General features: G+C 60.5%; 17 protein-coding genes. 5 read left to right on the top strand and 12 right to left on the bottom strand.

Annotation, left to right across the window (positions count from 1 at the left end; translation table 11 throughout):
* Window positions 1–153 precede the first annotated feature (153 nt).
* The 7 genes from purU to N2A98_RS24650 all read right to left on the bottom strand — a co-directional run bounded on the left by purU (window position 154) and on the right by N2A98_RS24650 (window position 8753).
* Entirely contained in the window at window positions 154–1011 is an 858-nt protein-coding gene (gene purU / locus N2A98_RS24620; RefSeq protein ID WP_044271799.1) for a formyltetrahydrofolate deformylase, read from the bottom strand.
* Window positions 1012–1172: 161 nt separating this feature from the next.
* Window positions 1173–1805, bottom strand: coding sequence for a sarcosine oxidase subunit gamma family protein (gene soxG / locus N2A98_RS24625; RefSeq protein WP_047711947.1), 633 nt, complete (start codon window positions 1803–1805; stop codon window positions 1173–1175).
* Window positions 1806–1929: 124 nt separating this feature from the next.
* The gene (locus tag N2A98_RS24630) at window positions 1930–4947 is read right to left on the bottom strand and encodes a sarcosine oxidase subunit alpha (protein WP_078803962.1); all 3018 of its coding nucleotides are present in this window, start codon (window positions 4945–4947) and stop codon (window positions 1930–1932) included.
* A complete protein-coding gene (locus N2A98_RS24635; RefSeq protein WP_003194855.1) occupies window positions 4944–5246 on the bottom strand; it encodes a sarcosine oxidase subunit delta in 303 nt (100 codons plus the stop codon). Before N2A98_RS24635 ends, N2A98_RS24630 begins: the two co-directional genes overlap by 4 nt.
* 15 nt (window positions 5247–5261) lie before the next feature.
* Window positions 5262–6512 carry a sarcosine oxidase subunit beta gene (locus tag N2A98_RS24640; protein ID WP_003176546.1) on the bottom strand — a complete coding sequence of 417 codons (1251 nt, stop codon included), beginning with the start codon at window positions 6510–6512 and terminating at the stop codon, window positions 5262–5264.
* A gap of 22 nt (window positions 6513–6534) precedes the next feature.
* Window positions 6535–7788 carry a serine hydroxymethyltransferase gene (gene glyA / locus N2A98_RS24645; RefSeq protein WP_003194857.1) on the bottom strand — a complete coding sequence of 418 codons (1254 nt, stop codon included), beginning with the start codon at window positions 7786–7788 and terminating at the stop codon, window positions 6535–6537.
* A gap of 236 nt (window positions 7789–8024) precedes the next feature.
* Window positions 8025–8753 carry a TraX family protein gene (locus N2A98_RS24650; protein WP_078803964.1) on the bottom strand — a complete coding sequence of 243 codons (729 nt, stop codon included), beginning with the start codon at window positions 8751–8753 and terminating at the stop codon, window positions 8025–8027.
* Window positions 8754–8843: 90 nt separating this feature from the next.
* Here N2A98_RS24650 and N2A98_RS24655 point away from each other — a divergent pair, with 90 nt between their 5' ends.
* Both N2A98_RS24655 and N2A98_RS24660 read left to right on the top strand, forming a co-directional pair.
* A complete protein-coding gene (locus tag N2A98_RS24655; protein ID WP_003194862.1) occupies window positions 8844–9884 on the top strand; it encodes a low specificity L-threonine aldolase in 1041 nt (346 codons plus the stop codon).
* Between the two features lie 193 nt (window positions 9885–10077).
* The gene (locus N2A98_RS24660; protein ID WP_044271814.1) at window positions 10078–10278 is read left to right on the top strand and encodes a hypothetical protein; all 201 of its coding nucleotides are present in this window, start codon (window positions 10078–10080) and stop codon (window positions 10276–10278) included.
* A gap of 70 nt (window positions 10279–10348) precedes the next feature.
* Here the strand turns inward: N2A98_RS24660 and N2A98_RS24665 are convergent, their stop codons facing one another.
* Entirely contained in the window at window positions 10349–12166 is a 1818-nt protein-coding gene (locus N2A98_RS24665; protein WP_047711949.1) for an FAD-dependent oxidoreductase, read from the bottom strand.
* 282 nt (window positions 12167–12448) lie between these two features.
* Between N2A98_RS24665 and N2A98_RS24670 the strand changes: the two genes are divergently transcribed.
* Together N2A98_RS24670 and N2A98_RS24675 are read left to right on the top strand one after the other, a co-directional pair.
* Window positions 12449–13879: a cytosine permease gene (locus N2A98_RS24670; RefSeq protein WP_047712264.1), complete on the top strand. Its 1431-nt coding sequence runs from the start codon at window positions 12449–12451 to the stop codon at window positions 13877–13879.
* 2 nt (window positions 13880–13881) lie between these two features.
* Window positions 13882–14697 carry a nitrilase-related carbon-nitrogen hydrolase gene (locus N2A98_RS24675; RefSeq protein ID WP_057710280.1) on the top strand — a complete coding sequence of 272 codons (816 nt, stop codon included), beginning with the start codon at window positions 13882–13884 and terminating at the stop codon, window positions 14695–14697.
* A gap of 3 nt (window positions 14698–14700) precedes the next feature.
* Here the strand turns inward: N2A98_RS24675 and gbcB are convergent, their stop codons facing one another.
* Entirely contained in the window at window positions 14701–15801 is a 1101-nt protein-coding gene (gbcB, locus tag N2A98_RS24680) for a glycine-betaine demethylase subunit GbcB (RefSeq protein ID WP_014720237.1), read from the bottom strand.
* Window positions 15802–16083: 282 nt separating this feature from the next.
* Here gbcB and gbcA point away from each other — a divergent pair, with 282 nt between their 5' ends.
* Window positions 16084–17379, top strand: a complete 1296-nt coding sequence (gene gbcA, locus N2A98_RS24685; protein WP_032894948.1) for a glycine-betaine demethylase subunit GbcA — start codon at window positions 16084–16086, stop codon at window positions 17377–17379.
* Window positions 17380–18220: 841 nt separating this feature from the next.
* On the opposite strand, the gene N2A98_RS24690 is transcribed toward gbcA, so the two are convergent.
* Genes N2A98_RS24690 through dgcB form a run of 3 tightly spaced genes read right to left on the bottom strand, consistent with a single transcriptional unit; the run spans window position 18221 to window position 22165 of the window.
* Entirely contained in the window at window positions 18221–18997 is a 777-nt protein-coding gene (locus tag N2A98_RS24690; RefSeq protein WP_171905458.1) for an electron transfer flavoprotein subunit beta, read from the bottom strand.
* Window positions 18998–19001: 4 nt separating this feature from the next.
* Complete coding sequence (locus N2A98_RS24695) at window positions 19002–20222, bottom strand: electron transfer flavoprotein subunit alpha/FixB family protein (RefSeq protein WP_275622757.1); 1221 nt, start codon at window positions 20220–20222, stop codon at window positions 19002–19004.
* Complete coding sequence (gene dgcB / locus N2A98_RS24700; protein WP_044271824.1) at window positions 20222–22165, bottom strand: dimethylglycine demethylation protein DgcB; 1944 nt, start codon at window positions 22163–22165, stop codon at window positions 20222–20224. The genes N2A98_RS24695 and dgcB overlap by 1 nt, the downstream gene beginning before the upstream one ends.
* Window positions 22166–22282: the final 117 nt, after the last annotated feature.

The raw sequence follows: 22282 nt of genomic DNA on the forward strand, positions 1-22282 counted from the left end.
TGCGTTGCCCTTGGGGCAGCGCGTTAAGTGCTCGGGTACAGATGCTGTTTCTTGTGTTGCTTGTAAGGGCCTCATCGCAGGCAAGCCAGCTCCCACCGTGGATCGGGTTCACACATCCAGGAATGTGGGAGCTGGCTTGCCTGCGATAGCGATCTAGAGAACGACGGTGCGATTGGCATTCAAAAACACCCGCCGCTCGATGTGATACCCCACCGCCCGCGCCAATGTGAGCCCTTCGATATCGCGCCCCTTGGCAATCAAGTCTTCGGGATAGTGGCTGTGATCCACCACTTCCACGCCTTGGGCGATGATCGGCCCTTCATCCAGATCGTTGTTGATGTAATGCGCCGTGGCGCCCACCAGTTTCACGCCCTTGTTGTACGCCTGGTGATACGGCTTGGCGCCCTTGAAGCCCGGCAGCAACGAGTGATGAATGTTGATGGCCTTGCCGTCCAGCTTGCGGCACAGCTCCGGTGACAGCACTTGCATGTAGCGCGCAAGGATCACCAATTCGGCGCCGGTGTCTTCAATCACCTGCCACACCTGACGCTCCTGGGACGGTTTGTCGTTGGGGTCCAGGGGGAAATGGTAGTAGGGAATCTGGTGCCAGTCGGCCAACGGTTTCAGATCAGGGTGGTTGGACACCACCGCGACCACATCCATCGACAACTGGCCGATGCGCTGGCGATACAGCAGGTCGTTGAGGCAGTGATCGGCCTTGGAGACCATGATCACCACTTTGGGCCGGTAGTTCGGCGCCGTCAGTTCGAAGATCATGCCAAACGCTTCGCCACGGCTCGCCAGGCCTGCGCGAAAGGCTTGCTCGTCGAAGCCATCGGGCTGGCGGAACTCCACACGAATGAAAAACCGGCCCGAAAGGCGGTCATCGAACGAATGGTGCTCGGTGACGTAGCAGCCCTGTTCGAACAGATAGCGGGTGACCGCGTCCACCGTGCCGAGCACGCTGGGGCAGTCGGCGGTCAAAATCCATGTATCAGGGGCGCGGCTCATTACGAATAACTCCTCAAACAACGCTATCTACTGTAGGAGCGAGCTTGCTCGCGAAGAACGCCAACGATGATGCGTGCATGCTGAATGAACGCGGCGTCTTTGAGTTTTTCGCGAGCAAGCTCGCTCCTACAGTGAAGGGGTGAGACAGCGCGAGCGCCATGTCAGGCTTGGACGCTCAGGCCGAATTCGGCCGAGGCATCCTGCAGCCACAACCACCAGTAATCCGAGAAGCTGCGACGGATCAGCAGCTCCCAGGTGTCGTCGCTGGTATGACGGATCACCAGTTGCGACTTGGCAAACACCGTACCCACGGCCTTGCCGACCGGGAAGTTGTTGGGGTGCACGTCGTAGCTGGTGGACTTCATCAGCACGTCGCGCACATTCGGGCCGCTCAGTTCAAGAATCTGCTGGCCGCCGCTGACGTTGACGATCTGGATATGCAGGTCGCCCAGGGCAGCGCGCAGATTTTGCTCGGCGGCAAACTCTTCACCGCTCGGCACGATCAACAGCCACTCATCCGGGCCGAGCCACTGCAGGCTGGTTTCACCGTTGACGACCACGCTCAAGGGGCCGGGCAGTTCGATGCCAACCGCCTTGTGTACGCCAGCGGCGAAGGCAGCATCATGGCCATCACCGCGAATAGTCAGGTGGCCGAGGAGTTTCTTTTCACGCACGGTCACGCCGGCGTTCTTGCGGCCCTTGCCCACCAGGCTGGCGAGGTCGGCATGGTGCAGCGACGACTCGGCCTTGGCACCGGTGGTGGGGCGTTGTTGGTAAACATTGGCTGCTGTCATAAAGCACCTGTTCTGAATTCTGTGGTGACTGTTCTGGCCTCATCGCGGGCAAGCCCGGTTCCCACAGGACAATACATTCCAAATGTGGGAGCCGGCTTGCCTGCGATGCAGGCGACTCGGTCGATCAGATGTTCTGGCGATCGCCTTTCGGGTCAAAGAACACCGATGAAACAATCTCGGCCTCGATCACGCTGCCATCCGCTTGCGGCGAGAACACCCGCTCGCCGATGCGCTTCAAGCCGCCCTTCACCACACCCATGGCAAACGAATAGCCCAGGGAGTTATGCGCATAACTTGAGGTAACGTGACCCACCATCTTCATCGGGATCGTCTGCTTCGGATCGAACACCAACTGCGCGCCTTCCGGCAGCCACACATTCGGATCAATCGGCTTGAGCCCCACCAACTGCTTGCGCTCTTCGCGCACACAGTCTTCACGGTTCATCCCGCGCCAGCCAATCCACGAGAACGGTTTGGTACGGCCGACGCACCAGCCCATGTTCAGGTCGTCCGGGGTCATCGAGCCGTCGGTGTCTTGCCCAACGATGATGAAGCCCTTCTCGGCGCGCAGTACGTGCATGGTCTCGGTGCCGTACGGGGTCAGGTTGTACTTTTTGCCGGCCTCGACGATTTTTTCCAGCACGCCCATGGCGTAGTCGGCTTGCACGTTGACTTCATACGACAGCTCACCGGTAAACGAGATACGGAACACCCGCGCCGGCACGCCGCCCACCAGGCCTTCTTTCCAGGTCATGAACGGGAAGCCGTCCTTGTCCAGGTCGATGTCGGTGACTTCACTGAGCAGCTTGCGGCTGTTGGGGCCCGACAAGGTCATGGTTGCCCAATGGTCGGTGACCGAGGTGAAGTACACCTTGAGGTCCGGCCATTCGGTCTGCTGGTAGATTTCCAGCCACTGCAACACGCGGGCAGCACCGCCAGTGGTGGTGGTCATCAGGAAGTGGTTGTCGGCCAGACAGGCAGTCACGCCGTCGTCGAAGACCATGCCATCTTCCTTGCACATCAGGCCGTAGCGCGCCTTGCCCACGTCGAGCTTGGTCCAGGCGTTGCTGTAGATACGGTTGAGGAACTCGCGGGCATCCGGGCCCTGAATGTCGATCTTGCCGAGGGTGGAGGCGTCCAGCAGGCCGACGCTGTCACGCACCGCCAGGCATTCGCGTTTCACCGCGGCGTGCAGGTCTTCACCGTTACGCGGGAAATACCACGGGCGTTTCCACTGGCCGACGTCTTCAAACTCGGCGCCGTTCTTGACGTGCCAGGCTTGCAGCGCGGTGTAGCGTACCGGCTCGAAGATATGCCCACAGTGACGGCCCGCTACGGCGCCGAACGTCACCGGCGTGTAGTTGGGACGGAACATGGTGGTGCCCATCTGCGGGATAGTCACGTTCAGCGAACGGGCCGCGATGGCCAGGCCGTTGACGTTACCCAGCTTGCCCTGGTCGGTGCCGAAGCCCAGCGCGGTATAGCGTTTGACGTGCTCCACCGACTCGAAACCTTCGCGGGTGGCCAGTTCGATGGCGGCGGCGGTCACGTCGTTCTGCAGGTCGACAAATTGCTTGGGCGCCCGTGCAGTGGCTTTTTCGTGGGGCACCTGGAACAGCGCCAGGGTTGGTTCTTCCAGACGGCTCAAGGCTTTTGGCAGCGTGCCTTCAACCGGGGCAAAACCGGCTTCGCTGGCCGCACGCACGCCGCCTTCAAAGCCATCGGCGAGGGAATCGCCAAGGCCGTAGACACCGTTGATGCCGCCCACGCACACGCGTTTTTGCGGTGCTTCGCCCGGTACAAACCCGAGGATATCTTCACGCCAGGTCGGCTTGCCGCCCAGGTGCGAGGCCAGGTGCACCACCGGGCTGTAACCGCCGGAGCTGGCGACCAGGTCGCAGTCCAGCCACTCGCCGGGGCTGGTGACTTTATGCGCCTTGACGTCGATGGCTGCCACGCGAGCGCCGGTCACGTGCTTACTGCCACGGGCCTCGATCACGGCACTGCCGGTGAGGATGCGAATGCCTTTGGCGCGGGCTTCTTCCACCAGTGCACCGCGTGGGTTGTGACGCGCATCGGCCACCGCGACAACGGTGAGGCCCGCATCGAACCAGTCCAGCGCTACGCGGTAGGCATGGTCGTTGTTGGTCGACAGCACCAGCTTTTTACCCGGTGCCACGCCATAACGACGCACGTAGGTTGACACCGCACCTGCGAGCATATTGCCCGGCACATCGTTGTTGCCATACACCAGCGGACGCTCGCACGCACCAGTAGCCAGCACCACCCGCTTGGCACGTACGCGGTGGATACGCTGACGCACCACGCCAATCGGCGCACGGTCACCCAGGTGGTCGGTCAGGCGTTCGTGAATGGTCAGGAAGTTATGGTCGTGGTAGCCGTTGACGGTGGCGCGGGGCAGCAGCACCACGTCCGGCAGGGCTTTCAATTCGGCAATGACGCCGGCGACCCATTCAGTGGCGGGCTTGCCGTCGAGGCTTTCACGGGAATCAAGCAGCGAGCCACCAAATTCCTCTTGCTCGTCGGCGATGATCACGCGGGCACCGCTGCGCGCCGCCGCCAGTGCCGCTGCCAGGCCGGATGGGCCTGCACCGACCACCAGCACGTCGCAATGACGGTTGAAGTTGTCGTAGGTGTCCGGATCGTTCTCGGTGGGCGAACGGCCAAGGCCCGCCGCCTTGCGGATGTACTTCTCGTAGGTCATCCAGAACGATTGCGGGTACATGAAGGTTTTGTAGTAGAAACCCGGCGGCATCAGCTTGCCGCCGACCTTGCCGAGAATCCCCATCATGTCGTTGTTCACGCTCGGCCAGCCGTTGGTGCTGGTAGCAACCAAGCCCTGGTACAGCGCCTGTTGGGTGGCGCGCACGTTGGGGATCTGCGTGGCTTCGGTGGCGCCGATCTGCAGCACCGCGTTCGGCTCTTCGGCGCCTGCGGCAAAGATGCCCCGTGGGCGCGAGTACTTGAAGCTGCGGCCAATGATGTCGACGCCGTTGGCCAGCAGGGCTGCGGCCAGGGTGTCGCCTTCAAAGCCTTTGTAGCTCTGACCGTTGAACGTAAACGTCAGGACTTTATTACGGTCGATGCGGCCACCGTTGGACAGGCGATTGATCTGGCTCATACCTTCTCTCCAGAGGCCTTGGCGGTGAACTGAGGCTTCTCACCGATCTTGTAGGTTTCAAGAATTTCGTAGGTGACGGTGTCGCGGGTGGCGTTGAAATACTGGCGGCAACCGGCGGCATGGATCCACAGTTCGTGGTGCAGGCCGCGCGGGTTGTCGCGAAAGAACATGTAGTCGCCCCACTGCTCGTCGGTGCAGGCATTCGGATCCAACGGGCGCGGGATGTGCGCTTGGCCGGACGCGTGGAATTCCTCTTCGGAGCGCAGTTCGCCACAGTGAGGACAGAAGATATGCAACATAGGGAATTTCTCCTGTTAGTGGGCGACGGCCGCAGCGCCGTGTTCGTCGATCAGCGCACCGTTGTGGAAACGGTCGATGGAAAAAGGGGCGGCCAGTGGGTGCATTTCACCCTTGGCCAGGCTGGCGGCAAACACGTTGCCTGAGCCTGGGGTGGCCTTGAAGCCGCCCGTACCCCAACCGCAGTTGAAGAACATGTTCGGTACCGGGGTCTTGGAGATGATCGGGCAGGCATCCGGCGTGGTGTCGACGATGCCGCCCCACTGGCGGTTCATGCGCACCCGCGACAGCACCGGGAACATCTCGACGATGGCCTGGATGGTGTGTTCGATCACCGGGTACGAGCCACGCTGGCCGTAGCCGTTGTAGCCGTCGATACCGGCGCCGATCACCAGGTCGCCCTTGTCGGACTGGCTGATGTAACCGTGCACGGCGTTGGACATGATCACGCTGTCGATAATCGGCTTGATCGGCTCCGACACCAGGGCTTGCAGCGGGTGGGATTCGATCGGCAGGCGAAAGCCCGCCAGCGAGGCCATATGCCCGGAGTTACCGGCAGTGACCACACCGACGCGCTTGGCGCCGATAAAGCCCTTGTTGGTTTCCACACCGATGCACACGCCGTTTTCTTTGCGAAAACCGATCACTTCGGTCTGCTGGATCAAGTCCACGCCCAAGGCATCGGCGGCACGGGCAAAGCCCCAGGCCACAGCATCGTGACGGGCCACGCCGCCGCGCCGTTGCACGGTGGCGCCGAGTACGGGGTAACGGGTGTTCTTCGAGCAATCCAAATACGGGATTTCGTCGGCCACTTGCTGGGCATTCAGCAGTTCGCCGTCCACGCCGTTGAGGCGGTTGGCGCTCACACGACGTTCGGAATCACGGATGTCCTGCAGGGTGTGGCACAGGTTGTACACGCCACGCTGGGAGAACATCACGTTGTAGTTCAGGTCCTGGGACAAACCTTCCCAGAGTTTCATGGCGTGTTCGTACAGGTGCGCCGACTCGTCCCACAGGTAGTTGGAACGCACGATGGTGGTGTTGCGCGCGGTGTTACCGCCGCCCAGCCAGCCTTTCTCGACCACGGCCACGTTGGTGATGCCGTGCTCCTTGGCCAAGTAATAGGCGGTCGCTAGACCATGCCCGCCGCCGCCGACGATCACTACGTCATAGACCTTTTTAGGGGTCGGCGTGCGCCACATCTTCTGCCAGTTTTCGTGATGGCTGAGGGAGTGCTTGAAGAGGCCGAAGCCTGAGTAGCGTTGCATAGTCATTACTCCAAAACCGCGCTCAGCGATAAACCGGGAAATCAGCGCACAGGGCAGACACGTGCTTGGCCACGTTAGCCTCGACATCGGCGTCGCCGAGGTTGTCGAGGATGTCGCAGATCCAGCCGGCCAGCTCTACGCACTGCGGCACTTTGAAGCCACGGGTGGTCACCGCCGGGGTACCGATGCGCAGGCCCGAGGTCACGAACGGCGACTGCGGGTCATTCGGCACCGCGTTCTTGTTGACGGTGATGTGGGCGCGCCCCAGAGCGGCATCCGCCTCTTTGCCGGTGAGGCCCTGGCGGATCAGGCTGACCAGGAACAGGTGGTTGTCGGTGCCGCCGGAGACCACGTCGTAGCCACGCTTGATGAACACTTCGGCCATGGCCTGGGCGTTATCGATCACTTGCTGCTGGTAAGCCTTGAAGCCAGGCTCCAGCGCTTCCTTGAAGCACACGGCCTTGCCGGCGATCACGTGCATCAGCGGGCCGCCCTGGGCGCCGGGGAATACCGCGGCGTTGAGTTTCTTTTCGATTTCTTCGTTGGCCTTGGCCAGAATCAGGCCGCCCCGTGGACCGCGCAGGGTTTTGTGGGTGGTGGTGGTGACCACGTCGGCGTAGGGCAGCGGGTTGGGGTACAGGCCAGCGGCAACCAGGCCGGCAACGTGGGCCATGTCGACGAACAACAGCGCGCCTACTTTGTCGGCGATCTGACGAAAGCGTGGGAAATCCAGGGTTTTGGAGTAGGCCGAGAAGCCCGCCACGACCATCTTCGGCTTATGCTCGACCGCCAGGCGCTCGACTTCGTCGTAGTCGATCAAGCCGGTGTCGGTGTTGATGCCGTATTGCACCGCGTTGTACAGCTTGCCCGAGGACGACACTTTAGCGCCGTGGGTCAGGTGACCGCCGTGGGCCAGGCTCATGCCCAGGATGGTGTCGCCGGCATTGATCAGCGCCAGGTACACGGCGCTGTTGGCCGAGGAACCGGAGTGCGGCTGCACGTTGGCGTAATCGGCACCGAACAGCTGCTTGGCGCGTTCGATGGCCAGGGCTTCGACCTTGTCCACATGCTCGCAGCCACCGTAGTAGCGCTTGCCCGGGTAGCCTTCGGCGTATTTGTTGGTGAGGCCGCTGCCTTGAGCTTCCATCACGCGCTTGCTGGTGTAGTTCTCCGACGCGATCAGCTCGATATGATCTTCCTGGCGCTGCTCCTCGGCATTCATCGCCGCCAGCAGTGCGTCGTCATATCCCTGGATCTGGTCTTGTTTGCTGAACATCGCGTCTCTCCCAGCCTTTCGTATTGTTGAGGCCCTCGCAGGGCCCTTTGATGCGATGGTAGGGCTGGCGCGTGCGGGCCAAATGCCTGCGCACGCCACGCAAAGGTGCGTTTACGACATGGACCGAAGAATGTGCAAACGCTTGTGTGGGAGCTGGCTTGCCTGCGATGGCATCGCTGCGGTGCAACTGGCAGACCGAGGTGTCTGCATCGCAGGCAAGCCAGCTCCCACAGGGGTTAGGCGATGATCTGGCGGATAAGTAGCAGCAGCAAGAAATGCAGTGGATATAAGGCATAGGCCCAACGCCGCATCGCTGGTGGCGAGACATTTTTGGCATGTCGCAACAAGACCAAACCCACCAATGGCGCAATCAGGCATGCTGCCAACCCCAACAGCGCCACCGGCGTGCCGCGATCAAGCAAAATCTGCCATTGGTTGGCAGCCACACAAACCAAGCCTGGAAGCACACTGAAATACCAAGGGCGACTGAACACCAGCAACATCGCCAAGGGCAGTAACACGCCGAAAAAACCGAACATCAAATGTGTCGCAAACACCGCCGCGATACTGAGTGCTATCAGCGCTAATCCTCGATCAAAAAGCGCCTTTTGCTGCCATCCTCGGGCAACCAGCAAACCTAACGCCAAGGTCGGCAGCACATTCAACGTATCGGCGTCCTCGATAAATAGCCGATACGGCACCTCGCTGATCACGCTGAACAGCAGCAACCAACCCAAGTAGCGCCAATGGCCGGTCACCGGGGCGTAACGGACGCGATGCAAATTGGCCGCAATCGCCAGGCAAAACCACGGAAACGCCAGGCGCCCCGGCACGTATAGCCCATCCAGGCTCAGTCCCACATAGCGCAGATGATCGAGCACCATACTCAACAGCGCCAGCCACTTGAGCAGATCCAAAGCGCCATCTCGGACAGGTCCGACAGGCAGGGTTTGAGTACCGTGCATAATTCCCCAACGACTTTGCATTTACAGTGCGTGCGCGCCCCCGGCAATCTTGGGTAAAGTGCGCACCAACATCGACCACAGGAACGGGCCATGACCGACAAGAGCCAACAATTTGCCAGTGACAACTATTCCGGCATCTGCCCGGAAGCCTGGGCCGCCATGGAACAAGCCAACCAGGGCCATCAACGCGCCTACGGCGATGATGAATGGACCCACCGCGCCGCCGACGGTTTCCGCAATCTGTTCGAGACCGACTGCGAGGTGTTCTTCGCCTTCAACGGCACGGCCGCCAACTCCCTGGCGCTGTCCTCGTTGTGCCAGAGCTACCATAGCGTGATTTGCTCGGAAACCGCCCACGTCGAGACCGACGAATGCGGCGCGCCGGAGTTTTTCTCCAACGGCTCCAAACTGCTCGTCGCCCGCACCGAAAACGGCAAGCTGACCCCGGAGTCGATCCGTGAGATCGCCCTCAAGCGCCAGGATATCCACTACCCCAAACCCCGCGTAGTCACCCTGACCCAGGCCACCGAAGTCGGCAGCGTGTACACCCCCGAAGAAATCCGCGCCATCAGCGCCACCTGCAAGGAGCTGGGCCTGAACCTGCACATGGACGGCGCACGCTTCGCCAATGCCTGTGCATTCCTGGGTTGCTCACCGGCCGACCTGACCTGGAAAGCCGGCGTGGACGTGCTGTGCTTTGGCGGTACCAAAAACGGCATGGCGGTGGGTGAAGCCATCCTGTTCTTCAATCACAAACTGGCTGAAGACTTTGACTACCGCTGCAAACAGGCCGGTCAGTTGGCGTCGAAAATGCGCTTTCTCTCGGCGCCATGGGTGGGCCTGCTGGAAAACGACGCCTGGCTCAAGCATGCACGCCACGCCAACCATTGCGCGCAATTGCTGAGCAGCCTGGTGGCGGATATTCCCGGCGTGGAATTGATGTTCCCGGTGCAGGCCAACGGCGTGTTCCTGCAACTCTCGGAACCCGCGATTGCAGCGCTGACCGCCAAGGGCTGGCGCTTCTACACCTTCATCGGCAAAGGCGGTGCGCGCTTCATGTGTGCGTGGGATACCGAGGAAGAGCGTGTAAGGGAATTGGCTGCCGATATTCGGGAAGTCATGAACGCTTAACGTACGAATTCGGCCAGTCCGTACTGGCCGATCGCCGAGACTGTTTTTTGATATTTCTGACAGCAATACAGCTCGTTTTTATTGTCTAGCCTCTTGTTACCCGCAAGGAAAACGCAGCGATATCTGCCCCCTTTCGGGTTTCACCGCCAGCCGAATAATCGGCGGCAAAGGTAAATCAATGGAGAGCTTAATCATGGAATATCAAAGCAACGTGAACACCGTGCTGAACAATGGTACTACCACCACCACTGTTATCGACTGGGATGAGTTCAGGAAAAGCGCCAAAGTCGGCGACACCATCCGCGAGCCATCCAGGACGCTCAGGATCTACGACAAAGTCTATGAACTGACAGCATCTGGCCAACACTTTGTGGTGCAGGTCTACGCTCAGTAATCATTAACTGAGGACCGCGTCGGAGCCTCATGACCTCCGGCGCGGTACCGAAGCAGCCCTCAGCTCGCTCCTACAATGCCTTTGGCTGAAGCGCCACCCATTCATCAATGGGGCCACGGTTACCAACAAAGGTGCCGCCACCGAACCTTACCGCCAGTTTATTAACCGCGTTCAGGGCTGTCGTCACCGCGCCCTCTGCCCAACCGCCAGTGAAAGACACATCATCTCCAGCAATAATGAACCCATCCGGGTTCCCACTATGCACACCGTTCATGAACTGCGAAAACAACAGGCGCTGGTATTCGTACTGCCCCGGCAGATTCATCTTGAAAGCACAAAGAAAAAACGGCTGCTCTTCCCAGTTGATTTCCACAAAGGGATCGGTCATGCCGAACTCCGCTGCAAGGTCCAGTTGGTGGTGGGCATACACCGAGTCCAACAAGGTCGAACATAGTGCAGCATGGGAAGGCAACGGCGTCGTGCGATCCCCCATGAACTTGAGGCTGTCGTCGTTCCAGGTGTAAGACAAAAACATTCCGCTGCCCTTGTAGGCGCCTTGACTCGCCGCGTAATCCAACAGGTAAGTGCCACGGGTAATCCGGTCCGACAAGGTCACACTCATCTTGTACTGATGGTCCACCCCGATATCGGTCCAGAAAGGTCGCTTGGTCTGGGCGAATATTTTGGCCGACTGCATGTAGTGGGTGTACATCACCGCTTCCCATTCCTTGACGGACAGCAGGCTATTCATGGCGTTGAAATGATCGATGCCGCTCATATAGCGAAATTTGTCGAGAATCCGCTTCTGGGGTGTGTAGATCACGGCAGGGAAGGTGTATTGACGTTCGCCCCCCTGGTTATGATCAAAGATGTACACGTCGAACTCGCCGTCTTGGCGCCTTATGATCTGCCGCACCTCCTGCCCGAAAACCTGGGGAATGACTTGAGCGCTCAGGCTTGCGACGGTAGTGCCCGAAGGCCAGTGGGCCATGCTGTCGCCCATCGCATCCGGGCTGCGCGCCCATAACCGACAAGGCAGTTCGGTAGAGCCGTCGTACATCAACTTGTGGTTGGTATCCAGGCCGGTGTACAACACCCGTAACACCTCTAGAAAGCAGTTCGGATAGTCGGTATTCCACCCTCCCGTCCCAAACCCGATCTGGCCAAACAGGTCGATGTCCTCCCGACTCCAACCGGCCTGTTCCACCATGGCGGCAAAAAAGCTGAGATTGTCCCAACCTGCATCCAGAATCGCATTCCACAACGTCTTGATCTTCGCCTGGTCAAGGCTGCCCTCGGACATTGCCGCTTCCATTTCAGTGAAATGGATCGGGGCCTGTTCCAGAAAAACCTCAAACAACTTACGCTCGATTTCCAGGTATTCATCGGGCAAATTCTTGCCTTCGTAATAGACCTGTTTGTGTTGATAGTCGACCACCGTACTGAGAGTTGCAGCCGAGCCTGGGTTGGGAAAATCCGCCGAGTTGGCGGTCATGCCGACCTTGTCGAAATAGTGCATCAGCGCCTTGCCAGAAACGGGAAAACGCATGGCCCCCATTTCGCAGATAACACTGTTGGCCGGGTCTTGTGGGTCGCCCACTACATAGGAATAGAGTCGCCCACCCATGCGATGACTGGCCTCCACGACCACGGGATGCAAACCCATGCGCAGGGCTTCATAAGCCGCGACAAGGCCGGCGACGCCAGCCCCCACGATCAAGACCTTGCTGCCGTGGGCACTGTTGGAAACCTGCGCCAACGCCGTCCCGTTGCTGGCAGCCTGATTGAGGAACCGGGCGTAGTGAAAAGGAAAATCGGGGATAAGCGCGGTGACATCATCGGTCAGTAAGCGCGCCGCGCCTTTACTACGAGAAGGGATAGCAGACATGTCGAGCATCCTTGGCTGGATAAAGGACGTCCACCTACTGCTCTATTACGAAGGGCGACAACGACGCGTTCGTTCATCAGCGTAGAAGATTGTAGGAATTGTCTCTATATCGCTTGGGAATAAGAAAGTCCGATATCAGCCAATCCTCACTTCTGCAAGGTTTTGCGCACTCAGTTCAGAGATTTCTGAAGTGATTATTTGCAAATACCGATTCAATCGTACATTTGCTTGTAAGACTCTTCATCGATCACTCAATAAAAACAGATCGTGAAACCTATGAACATGCCCTGCGACCAAGCGGCAGCTCCCCGTCCCGCGCTGAAAATAGAAACCCGTTCCATTGACTATGTGCCGCGCAATGAACGCCACGGCAAAGTCTGGCATCAAGCGCCGTTCTGGTTCACCGGTAACTTCGTACTCACTACCATGGTCACCGGGTTTACCGGCGCAGCCTTGGGGTTGAGCCTGGTCTACGCCATCCTGGCGATTGTCATCGGCGTGTGCCTTGGCACGTTCGCGATGGCCTTCCACGCCAACCAGGGGCCGCGCATGGGCTTGCCGCAGATGATTCAGTCGCGGGCGCAATTCGGCTTGCGCGGGGCAATCGTGCCCTTTATCGCGGTGGTCTTCGTGTACATCGGTTTTAACGTGTTCAACGTGATTCTCGCCACCGACGCCATTAATACCGTGCTGCCCGGCAATCGGACACCGTGGTATGCCTTGATGATCATCCTGGCCGTGGTGATCGCTGTGATCGGCCATGACCTGTTGCACACCGTGCAACGCTGGCTGACCTACGTGATGATCAGCGTGTTCGCGGTCCTGACGGTGGCTGCCGTGATGACCTTGCAGGCCGACACGGCGGTGGTCGACGCTCATTTTTCCTGGTCGGCGTTTCTGATTCAGCTTTCAGCCGCGGCGGGCTACCAGATCAGCTATGCAGTCTACGTCTCGGACTACTCGCGCTACCTGCCCTATAACACGCCGTCGCGCAGTGTCATTGGCTGGACGTACCTGGGCGCTGCCGGCTCGGCGCTGTGGCTGATGTCGCTGGGAGCCTTTCTCGCCTCGGCGCTGCCCTCACCCGATGCCATCGGCAGCGTGCAGGCCGTGGGCAATCAATTGCTTCCGGGATTTGGCACCTTTACCGTGCTGATCGCAGTACCCGCGCTGGTCGGCATCATGGCGGTCAACTGCTATGGCGCGATGCTCACCGGGATCAGTGCCATTGATGGGTTCATCTCGATAAAGCCTCGCCTGAAAAGTCGAATCATTGGCATCAGCCTAGTGGCCGCCGTGATTTTTGGAATCGCCCTGAGCATCCCGCAAAGCTATCTGCACAGCTTCAATAACTTCGTACTCCTGATGTTGTATTTCCTCGTGCCCTGGACGGCGGTGAACCTGGCGGATTTCTACGCAGTACGAAAAGGGCGCTACGCAATCAGCGATCTGTTTAACCCAGCCGGCATCTACCGCCGCTGGTCAAGTACAGGGCTCACCGCTTATTTCCTGGGCATCGCGGCGATGATCCCGTTCATGTCCCTGGGCTTTTACCAAGGGCCGGCGGCACTGTGGCTGGGCGGAGCTGACATTGCATTCGTGGTGGGCCTGGTCGTGTCGGCCACCACCTACTGCATCATGGCCCGCGGCATCGACCACGCCCGCGAGGCCCGTGCCATCAAGGCCAGTGAACGCCTGTTAGAGAGGAAATAGCCATGACATTGGCAACGGTTGCTTGCCATCAACTGGCGCCCCGTATTGGCGACCTTGATTACAACAGGGCGCTCAGTGAGAGCGCGATCCGTGACGCAAGCGCCCTCGCGGTGCAAGTCATCGTTCTGCCGGAACTGATGCAAAGCGGGTACGCCTTCGATAATCGCGAGGAGGCGTATGCGGCCTCCGAGGCCGATGACGGCCCAACGCTGAGCCTATGGCGTGCCCTGGCCAATGAACTGGATATCATCATCGTCGCCGGTTTCTGTGAGCGTCTGAGCGCTGGGCGAGTCGCCAATAGCGTTGCGCTGGTCCAACCCGCAGGCCGGCTGACGGTGTATCGCAAAGGCCACTTATGGAATCGGGAAAAGCTGATCTTCACGCCGGGCACCGAACCGCCTCCTGTCGTCGACACCCAAGTCGGGCGGATCGCCACAATGGTTTGCTACGACCTCGAACTGCCGGAGTGGGTCCGCCTTGCAGCCTTGGCCGGCGCCGACCTGCTATGCGCTCCGGTGAACTGGCCAGAGGGTCCGCGTCCGGCTGGCGAGCGGCCGGGAGAAATTGTCCGCCTCCAAGCCAACGCTGCCGTCAATCGCATGTTCATTGCCGCCTGCGACCGCTACGGCGAGGAGCGCGGCGTCAACTGGGTTGGCGGCTCGACCATCGTCGATGCCGACGGCTACCCATTGGCTGGCGCAGCCTCCCACCAACGCGAACAGCGGTTAGTCGCTCAGTTGCCACTGGCAGAGGCCAGGAACAAGTTTATCAGCGAGCATAACCACGTTCACCAAGACCGCCGACCGGGCTTGTACTGACCCTCAGAACTCAATCCGCACGTCACCCTTGGGCACACTGCAGCACGATAGGATGTAGCCTTCGGCTTCGTCCTCTTCGGTAATCCCGCCGTTGTGCTCCATCTCCACCTCGCCGCCCAGCTTCATCACCTTGCACGTACCGCAGATGCCCATGCCGCAGGCCTTGGGGATCAGCAGGCCGAGCTTGGCGGCCGCGGCGTGCACGGTTTCCCCCGGCGCCACGCGAATGCTCTTGCCCGACGCGATAAATTCCACCTGATGCAGGTCCGCCAGGTCGATCTCCGGCGCATCCGCCGCTTGCTCGGCTTGCTCCACCGCATCGGCACGGGCTTCCGGTGGCGTCGCGCCAAAGGATTCTTCGTGATAACGGGTCATGTCGAAACCGGCGACTTCCAGCAAACGCTTCACTGCGTTCATGTACGGCGTAGGGCCGCAGCAGAACACTTCGCGCTCCAGGAAGTCCGGCACCATCAGCTCCAGCATCTTGTGGTTCAGGTAGCCGCGATACCCGGCCCAGGGCTCGCCCAGGCCGTGTTTTTCGCAAATCAGGTGCAGGCTGAAGTTGTCGATCCGCGACGCCATGTGCTCCAGCTCGCGGTGATAGATGATGTCCTTGGGCGAGCGGGCGCTGTGGATAAAGGTCATGTCGACGTTGGCGTTGGTGTCGTAGAACCAGCGTGCCATGGACATCACCGGCGTAATCCCGACCCCACCGCTGAGGTACAGCACTTTCGGGCTTGGGAAGTCGATGGCATTGAACAGCCCGACCGGGCCGTGTACGGCCAACTCCTGGCCTTCGTGCAACGTATCGTGCAGCCAGTTGGAAACCCGGCCGCCGGGTACGCGCTTGATGGTCACCGAAAAGCTGTAAGGCACCGACGGTGAGCTGGAAATCGTGTACGAGCGCATGATCGGCTGGCCTTCGATTTCCAGCTCCAGGGTGACGAATTGCCCCGGCTTGAAAAAGAACAGGATCGGCTGATCGGCCATAAAGCAGAAGGTGCGCACATCCCAGGTTTCCTGGATGACTTTGACGCAGCGGACGATGTGCCGACCATTGGCCCAGGTCTGGGTGGTTACCGGATTCAGGAAATTATTGGACATGTTGTTCTCCACCGCCGACGTCGGCCTTATGGTGGCGATTCTGCGTAACGCGAGAACCACCCATTTACCTATCTGCGACATTCACATACTTACGGCGACCAGCCCCCAAAGACAGGGGCTTGCGCGTCGGGATCAGATTGGGCCATGTCGCCCATGGATAAGGTTCGACGTGACGCCGGGCCCACACTCGCTCCCAACAAAGACGCGTTCTTTACGCCTTGCACAGCACCAACCGTAGCCACTATTCGCCGGCCACACAGAATGGCCATGAGGACACACACGATGGACGTCACCGCAACCTTAAGCTTGGGCGATCCGCTGGAACCCGCACGCAAGGCCACCGCGCAAATGCTGCAAGAGCGCGAGCGCACTTTTTCGCTGCCGCAGCCGTTTTACTCTGATGAGCGGCTGTTCGATATCGATATGCAGGAGATCTTCCAGAAAGAGTGGTTGATCGCCGGCATGACCTGCGAAATCCCCACCAAGGGCAACTACCTCACCCTGCAAGTGGGCAAGAACCCGATCATCGTGATCCGGGGGGCCGACGGCGTGGTGCATGCGTTCCACAACGTCTGCCGCCACCGTGGCTCACGCTTGTGCACCAGCGACAAGGGCAAGGTCGCCAAATTGGTCTGCCACTACCACCAGTGGACCTACGAGCTGGACGGCCGCCTGCTGTTCGCCGGCACCGAGATGGGCGCCGATTTCGACATGAAGCAGTACGGTTTGAAGCCGGTGAACGTGAAGACTGCTGGTGGCTACATCTTTATCAGCCTGGCCGAAAACCCACCGGCCATCGATGACTTCCTGTCGACGCTCAGCCATTACATGGAACCCTACGACATGGAGAACACCAAGGTGGCGATCCAGACCACCTTGTTCGAAAAAGCCAACTGGAAGCTGGTGCTGGAAAACAACCGCGAGTGCTACCACTGCAACGCGTCACACCCCGAACTGCTGAAAACCCTGCTGGAGTGGGACGACGTTACCGACCCGCGCGCCGACCAGGCGTTCAAGGATCACGTGGCCGCTTCCGCTGCCGCCTGGGATGCCGAAAAGATCCCTTACGCCCACGCCAGCTTCGGCCTGCGTAACCGCATTGTGCGCATGCCGCTGCTCAAGGGCACTGTGTCGATGACCCTGGATGGCAAACAAGGCTGCGCCAAGCTCATGGGCCGCATCAAGAACCCGGATCTGGGCTCGATGCGCATCCTGCACCTGCCCCACTCCTGGAACCACTGCATGGGCGACCACATCATTGTGTTCACCGTGTGGCCGATCAGCGCCCAGGAAACCATGGTCACCACCAAGTGGATCGTGCACAAGGACGCCGTGGAAGGCGTGGACTACGACGTGGAGCGCATGCGCCAGGTGTGGGACGCCACCAACGACCAAGACCGCCGCCTGGCCGAAGAGAACCAGCGCGGGATCAACTCTACCGCCTACCAGCCAGGCCCTTACTCCAAGACCTATGAGTTTGGCGTGGTTAATTTTGTGGATTGGTACAGCGAGCGCATGTTGAGCAACCTGGGCGCTGCTCCGGCGCCGTACCTCAAAGGTGTGGCAGCACACGAATAAAAATGTGGGAGCGGGCTTGCTCGCGAATACGGTGTATCAGCTTGCACATGTAGTGGCTGACACACCGTATTCGCGAGCAAGCACGCTCCCACACTGACCTCAGAGTGATCAAAATTTGATCACCCTTCTCGCAGAGCGCTAGCGCCCTGCCCTCCAGCCTTTCCCCAACAACTTATCCACAGAGCCACCCACAGCAATTGTGGGCAAGTGCGCCGCGCACGCAAATTAAATCAAGAAAATCCGTGACTTATTCAAACTTGCGGGTTTTATCTTGAGCAGCTCATTTATTGATCAATCCTCCAAGAGCCTTGATTAGCGTGGCTTGTAGCGGTAAGCGAACACCTTATCCACAGATGCACCAACAGACTTTGGGGGCAACTTTGTTCGGGTTGTGGAAAAGCCCTTGAAACCCTCATGAATCGGGGATATCCAGCCGTTTAAACGGCGAATATGTGAGATTTGATCAATTATTGACCAACCCCTCGAAAGCCACGTTTTATAAGGCTTGTAGCGGATAGCGAACATCTTATCCACAAAAGCGCCAACAGACTTTGGGGGCAAGTCGAGGCCTCAAGACGGTGAAAACCCGAGCAAAAACCGCAAGTTAGGTTGGTTGTTTTTCGTACAGAGGGCTGCAGAGCTTGATATGCCGGGCTTGTGGACACCCGCGAACAGGTTATCCACAGGCGGATCAACAGGCATTGTGGGTAAGCCCAAGATAAAGCAGGAAAATGTGGAAGCGGCTTGCCCGCGATTGCAATACGTCAACGGATGCATGGGTTGCTGACCTACCGCTATCGCAGGCAAGCCAGCTCCCACAAGGTTTGGTGGTGGTCAGGGTTCAGCGTACGACGCCCTCTTCTACCAGAAGCTTGAGAATCGCTTGCGCGCCCTCTTCAGCGCTCACGCCCTTGAGCACCTGCCCACCGCCGCCACTGGCCTTGGCCGTTGCGGCCTTCATACGGTCGGCACCACTCTTGGCCTTGATCACCTTGAGGCGCTTGGGCCGTGGCTTGGCCGGTTGCAGCAGTGCGCCTGTGAATAACTCATCCTGTTCAATCTCGACGTCATGGGCGGCCAGTTCACCCCGTTGCGCCGGGCCGTAGGCGCTCTGGCGTGGCTTGGGCGCGGCGTTATCCACAGTGGCGAGAAACGGCAGGCGCACCTTCAAGCGCCGCCGCTGGCCGCGAGGCAACGCCTGCAGCACCAGGGCTACGCCGGCGTCGATGGACTCCACCTGCGCCAGCCCCACAATCAGCGGCCAGCCCAGTTGTTCGGCCAACAGGAACGGCAGCATCCCCGAACCTTCGCCGGTTTCTGCCTGGCTTCCGGTCAGTACCACTTGGGCGCCCGCGTCGCGCAGATACTCGCTGAGCACCGGCAACGCATCGGCGCCCGCCGGCTGTTCGAGTACCTGCAGTTGCGGCAGGCCCATGCCCAGGTAGCTGCGCAGGGTCGGTTCGCTGACATCACCCGCGTGCAGTACCTGCAACCTATCCCCAGCCAGTTGCAGCCCCAGCTCGACCGCGCGCGCGTCCTGCTCGGCGCGGCGTGGGCGCCCGGAGGTGGGGTGAGCGCCGATGGACACCAGGCTGAATACAGTGTTCGTCATGGTCATATCCTCAGGCTGCATCGCGCTTGGCGCCGTTGCGGTAGGTTTCGACCGCTGCGATCAAAGCGTTGAGTATCGCGGCGCTTTCGCCGATCACCGACAGGTCGGCACGCTTGATCATGTCGCACCCTGGGTCGAGGTTGATTGCCACCACCTTGTCGCAGGCACCAATGCCTTGCAGGTGCTGGATCGCCCCGGAAATCCCGACGGCTACGTACACCCGCGCAGTGACCCAGGTACCGCTGGCGCCGACCTGGCGATCACGCGCCATGAAGCCATCATCCACCGCCACCCGCGAGGCGCCTTCCGTGGCGCCCAGAGCCGCAGCGGTCTGGTGGAACAGCGCCCAGTCCTTCACACCGTTGCCACCGGAGAAAATGAACTCGGCCTCGGCCATCGGAATCGCTGCCGGGTCGACCGCCACCGCGCCGAGGTCTTCGATACGCGGCAAACTGCGCGCCAGGCCTGTGGATAACTCCACGGGCAAGACTTCGTGGCGGGTCTCGCTGACCGGATCGGCACATTCGGCGGCGGCGAGGATCATACGGGGCAACGGTCGCGCCAGGTCTTCCTGGCCGGCACCGGCCCGGCCGATGCATTCATCACCCTTGATCTGCCACACCCGCGTTGCCGGGCGTTCCTTGAGGTTGGCGGCAAAACGTCGCCCCAGTTCGCCACCACCGCTGCGGCTGTCTGGCAGCAGCCAGTGGCGCGGGCTGAATTGGTTATCCACAGCACGCAAACCCTGCACGCGTTGCTCCGGTGCATAACCTTCGAATTCATGCCCCTCCAGCACCAGCAGTCGGTCGACGCCGGCGGTGGCAAAGGCGCTTTCCTTGTGTTCACCGAACACCACCGCCAACACCGCGCCGTCACTGCCGGCCAGTTGGCGCGCCAGGCCAAGCAGGTCGCGGTCGTGGCTGCTCAGGCGGCCGCCGACCATGTCTGGCACCACGTTGATGTAGAACGCCGGGACCGGCACCTGATGCAGCGGCAACTGCACTTCCACTGCCGCGGTACGCTTGGCCGCGCCGCCCTGCTGGGCACCACTGCGGTCGATGCGCTTGATGCCGTTGGGGCCGATAAAACCGACACCATGCACGTTTTTGCGAATGATGCCGTTGGGGCCCATCCAATTGTGTTGCACCGGCTGCATGGCCGCGTGCAACGGGTGCAGGCGGTTACGGGCGATCCATTCGGCCCGTGGGTCGCGGCGGATAATGTCGCTCATCAGTGCACCTCCGCAGGTTCACGCTTGAGGGGGGCTTTGGCTGGCGCGGCGTCTTCAAGCAACGCGTCGGCGACCAGCTCGGCGATGTCTTTGATCAACGGCCGTGGTTCGACCACGCCTTCCAGCATCGCGGTGCATTGCGGGCAACCCACGGCCACCAGTTCGGCACCGGTTTCGCGGATGTCGTCCATGCGCATATCGGGAATGCGTTGCTTACCGGGAATGTCGGTGATCGGCGCGCCGCCGCCGCCACCGCAGCAGCGTGAACGGAAGCCCGAGCGTTGCATTTCCTTGACCTCGATACCCAACGCCCGCAGCACTTGGCGCGGCGCCTCGTATTCACCGTTGTAGCGGCCTAGGTAGCACGGGTCGTGGTAGGTCACGCTGTTGCCTTTGTGCTGGCCCAGGTTCAGCGCGCCCTCGCCAATCAGCTCGGCCATGAAGGTGCTGTGGTGCTGCACCCGGTAGTTGCCGTTGAAGGCACCGTATTCGTTTTTCAGCACATGGAAACTGTGCGGGTCGCAGGTGACGATACGCTTGAAGCTGTACTTGGCCAGGGTCTGGATATTGCGCGTGGCCAGCAGCTGGAATGTCGCTTCATCGCCGAGGCGGCGCGCCACGTCACCGCTGTCGCGTTCTTCCAGGCCAAGCACGGCGAAGTCGACCTTGGCGGCCTTGAGCACTTTGACGAACGCGCGCAGGGTACGTTGGTTACGCATGTCGAAGGCACCATCGCCGACCCAGAACAGCACATCGCAACTGCCATTGTCGCTGAGCAGCGGCAGGTTCAGGTCAGCCGCCCAGTTCAGGCGACCACCGGGGGCAAAGCCGCCAGGGTTGTCAGTAGCGATCAGGTTTTCCAGGACTTCGGCGCCCTTGTTCGGCGTAGCGCCTTTTTCCAGGGTGAGATGGCGGCGCATGTCGACGATGGCGTCCACGTGCTCGATCATCATCGGGCACTCTTCCACGCATGCGCGGCAGGTGGTGCACGACCACAGGGTCTCGGCGTCCACCAGGCCGTTGACGATCGGCTGGTGCGGGTTGCCGCCGTGTTCGCCCACCGGTTTGCCGGGGTACGGGCTGCCGGCGAACTTGGCATCGGTGCCACCGGCCAGGCCGACCACCATGTCCTGGATGAGTTTTTTCGGGTTCAATGGCTGGCCGGCGGCAAACGCCGGGCACGCCGCTTCGCACTTGCCGCACTGCACGCAGGCGTCAAAGCCAAGCAGTTGGTTCCAGGTGAAGTCCTTGGGCTTTTCCACGCCCAGCGGTGCGGTTTTATCGCTCAGATCCAACGGTTTCAACCCGGTGGAGCGGCCACCGCCAAAGCGTTCGGCGCGGCGGTGCCAGGCCAGGTGCAGGGCACCTGCGAAGGCGTGTTTCATCGGCCCGCCCCAGGTCATGCCGAAGAACATTTCGGACACGCCCCACAACACGCCCACGCTCAGCAATGCCGCGAGCAACCAGCCGCCGAAGTCAGCGGGCAGAATCCCGGCCACCGGCAAGGTCACCAGGAAGAAGCTCACCGAGAAGGCCATCAGGCTTTTCGGCAGGCGCATCCACGGGCCTTTGGACAGGCGCGCAGGCGGATTGCGGCGGCGCAGGTACATGAAGATCGCGCCGACAAACATCAATGTCGACGCCAGCAGCAGCGCATAGCCAAGGATGCGGCTCTGCAGGCCGAAGCCGTGCACCACAATCGCCAGCAGCGCCGACAGCACAAAGCCCAGCGCCGTCGCAACGTGGGTGTTGGCGATGTATTTGTCACGGGCGACCACGTGGTGCAGGTCGACCATGTAACGCTTGGGCATGGCCAGCAGGCCACCGAGCAGGTCGACTTTGGATGCTCGGCCACGGCGCCACATGTTCACCCGGCGCAGTGCGCCGAGGACGGCGAGGCCCAGGGCGGCAAAGAGCAGGATGGGAAGAAGGGTATTCAGCATGGTGAAGCTCCCGAAGACCACACAGGTCTACTGTGAAACTGGCCCTGAATGTGGGAGCGGGCTTGCTCGCGAAGACGGCGTGTCAGTCGATGCATCCAGTGCCTGATACACCGCCTT

It is taken from the genome of Pseudomonas sp. FJ2-5-13, assembly GCF_029201605.1.
GTDB lineage: Bacteria > Pseudomonadota > Gammaproteobacteria > Pseudomonadales > Pseudomonadaceae > Aquipseudomonas > Aquipseudomonas lactis.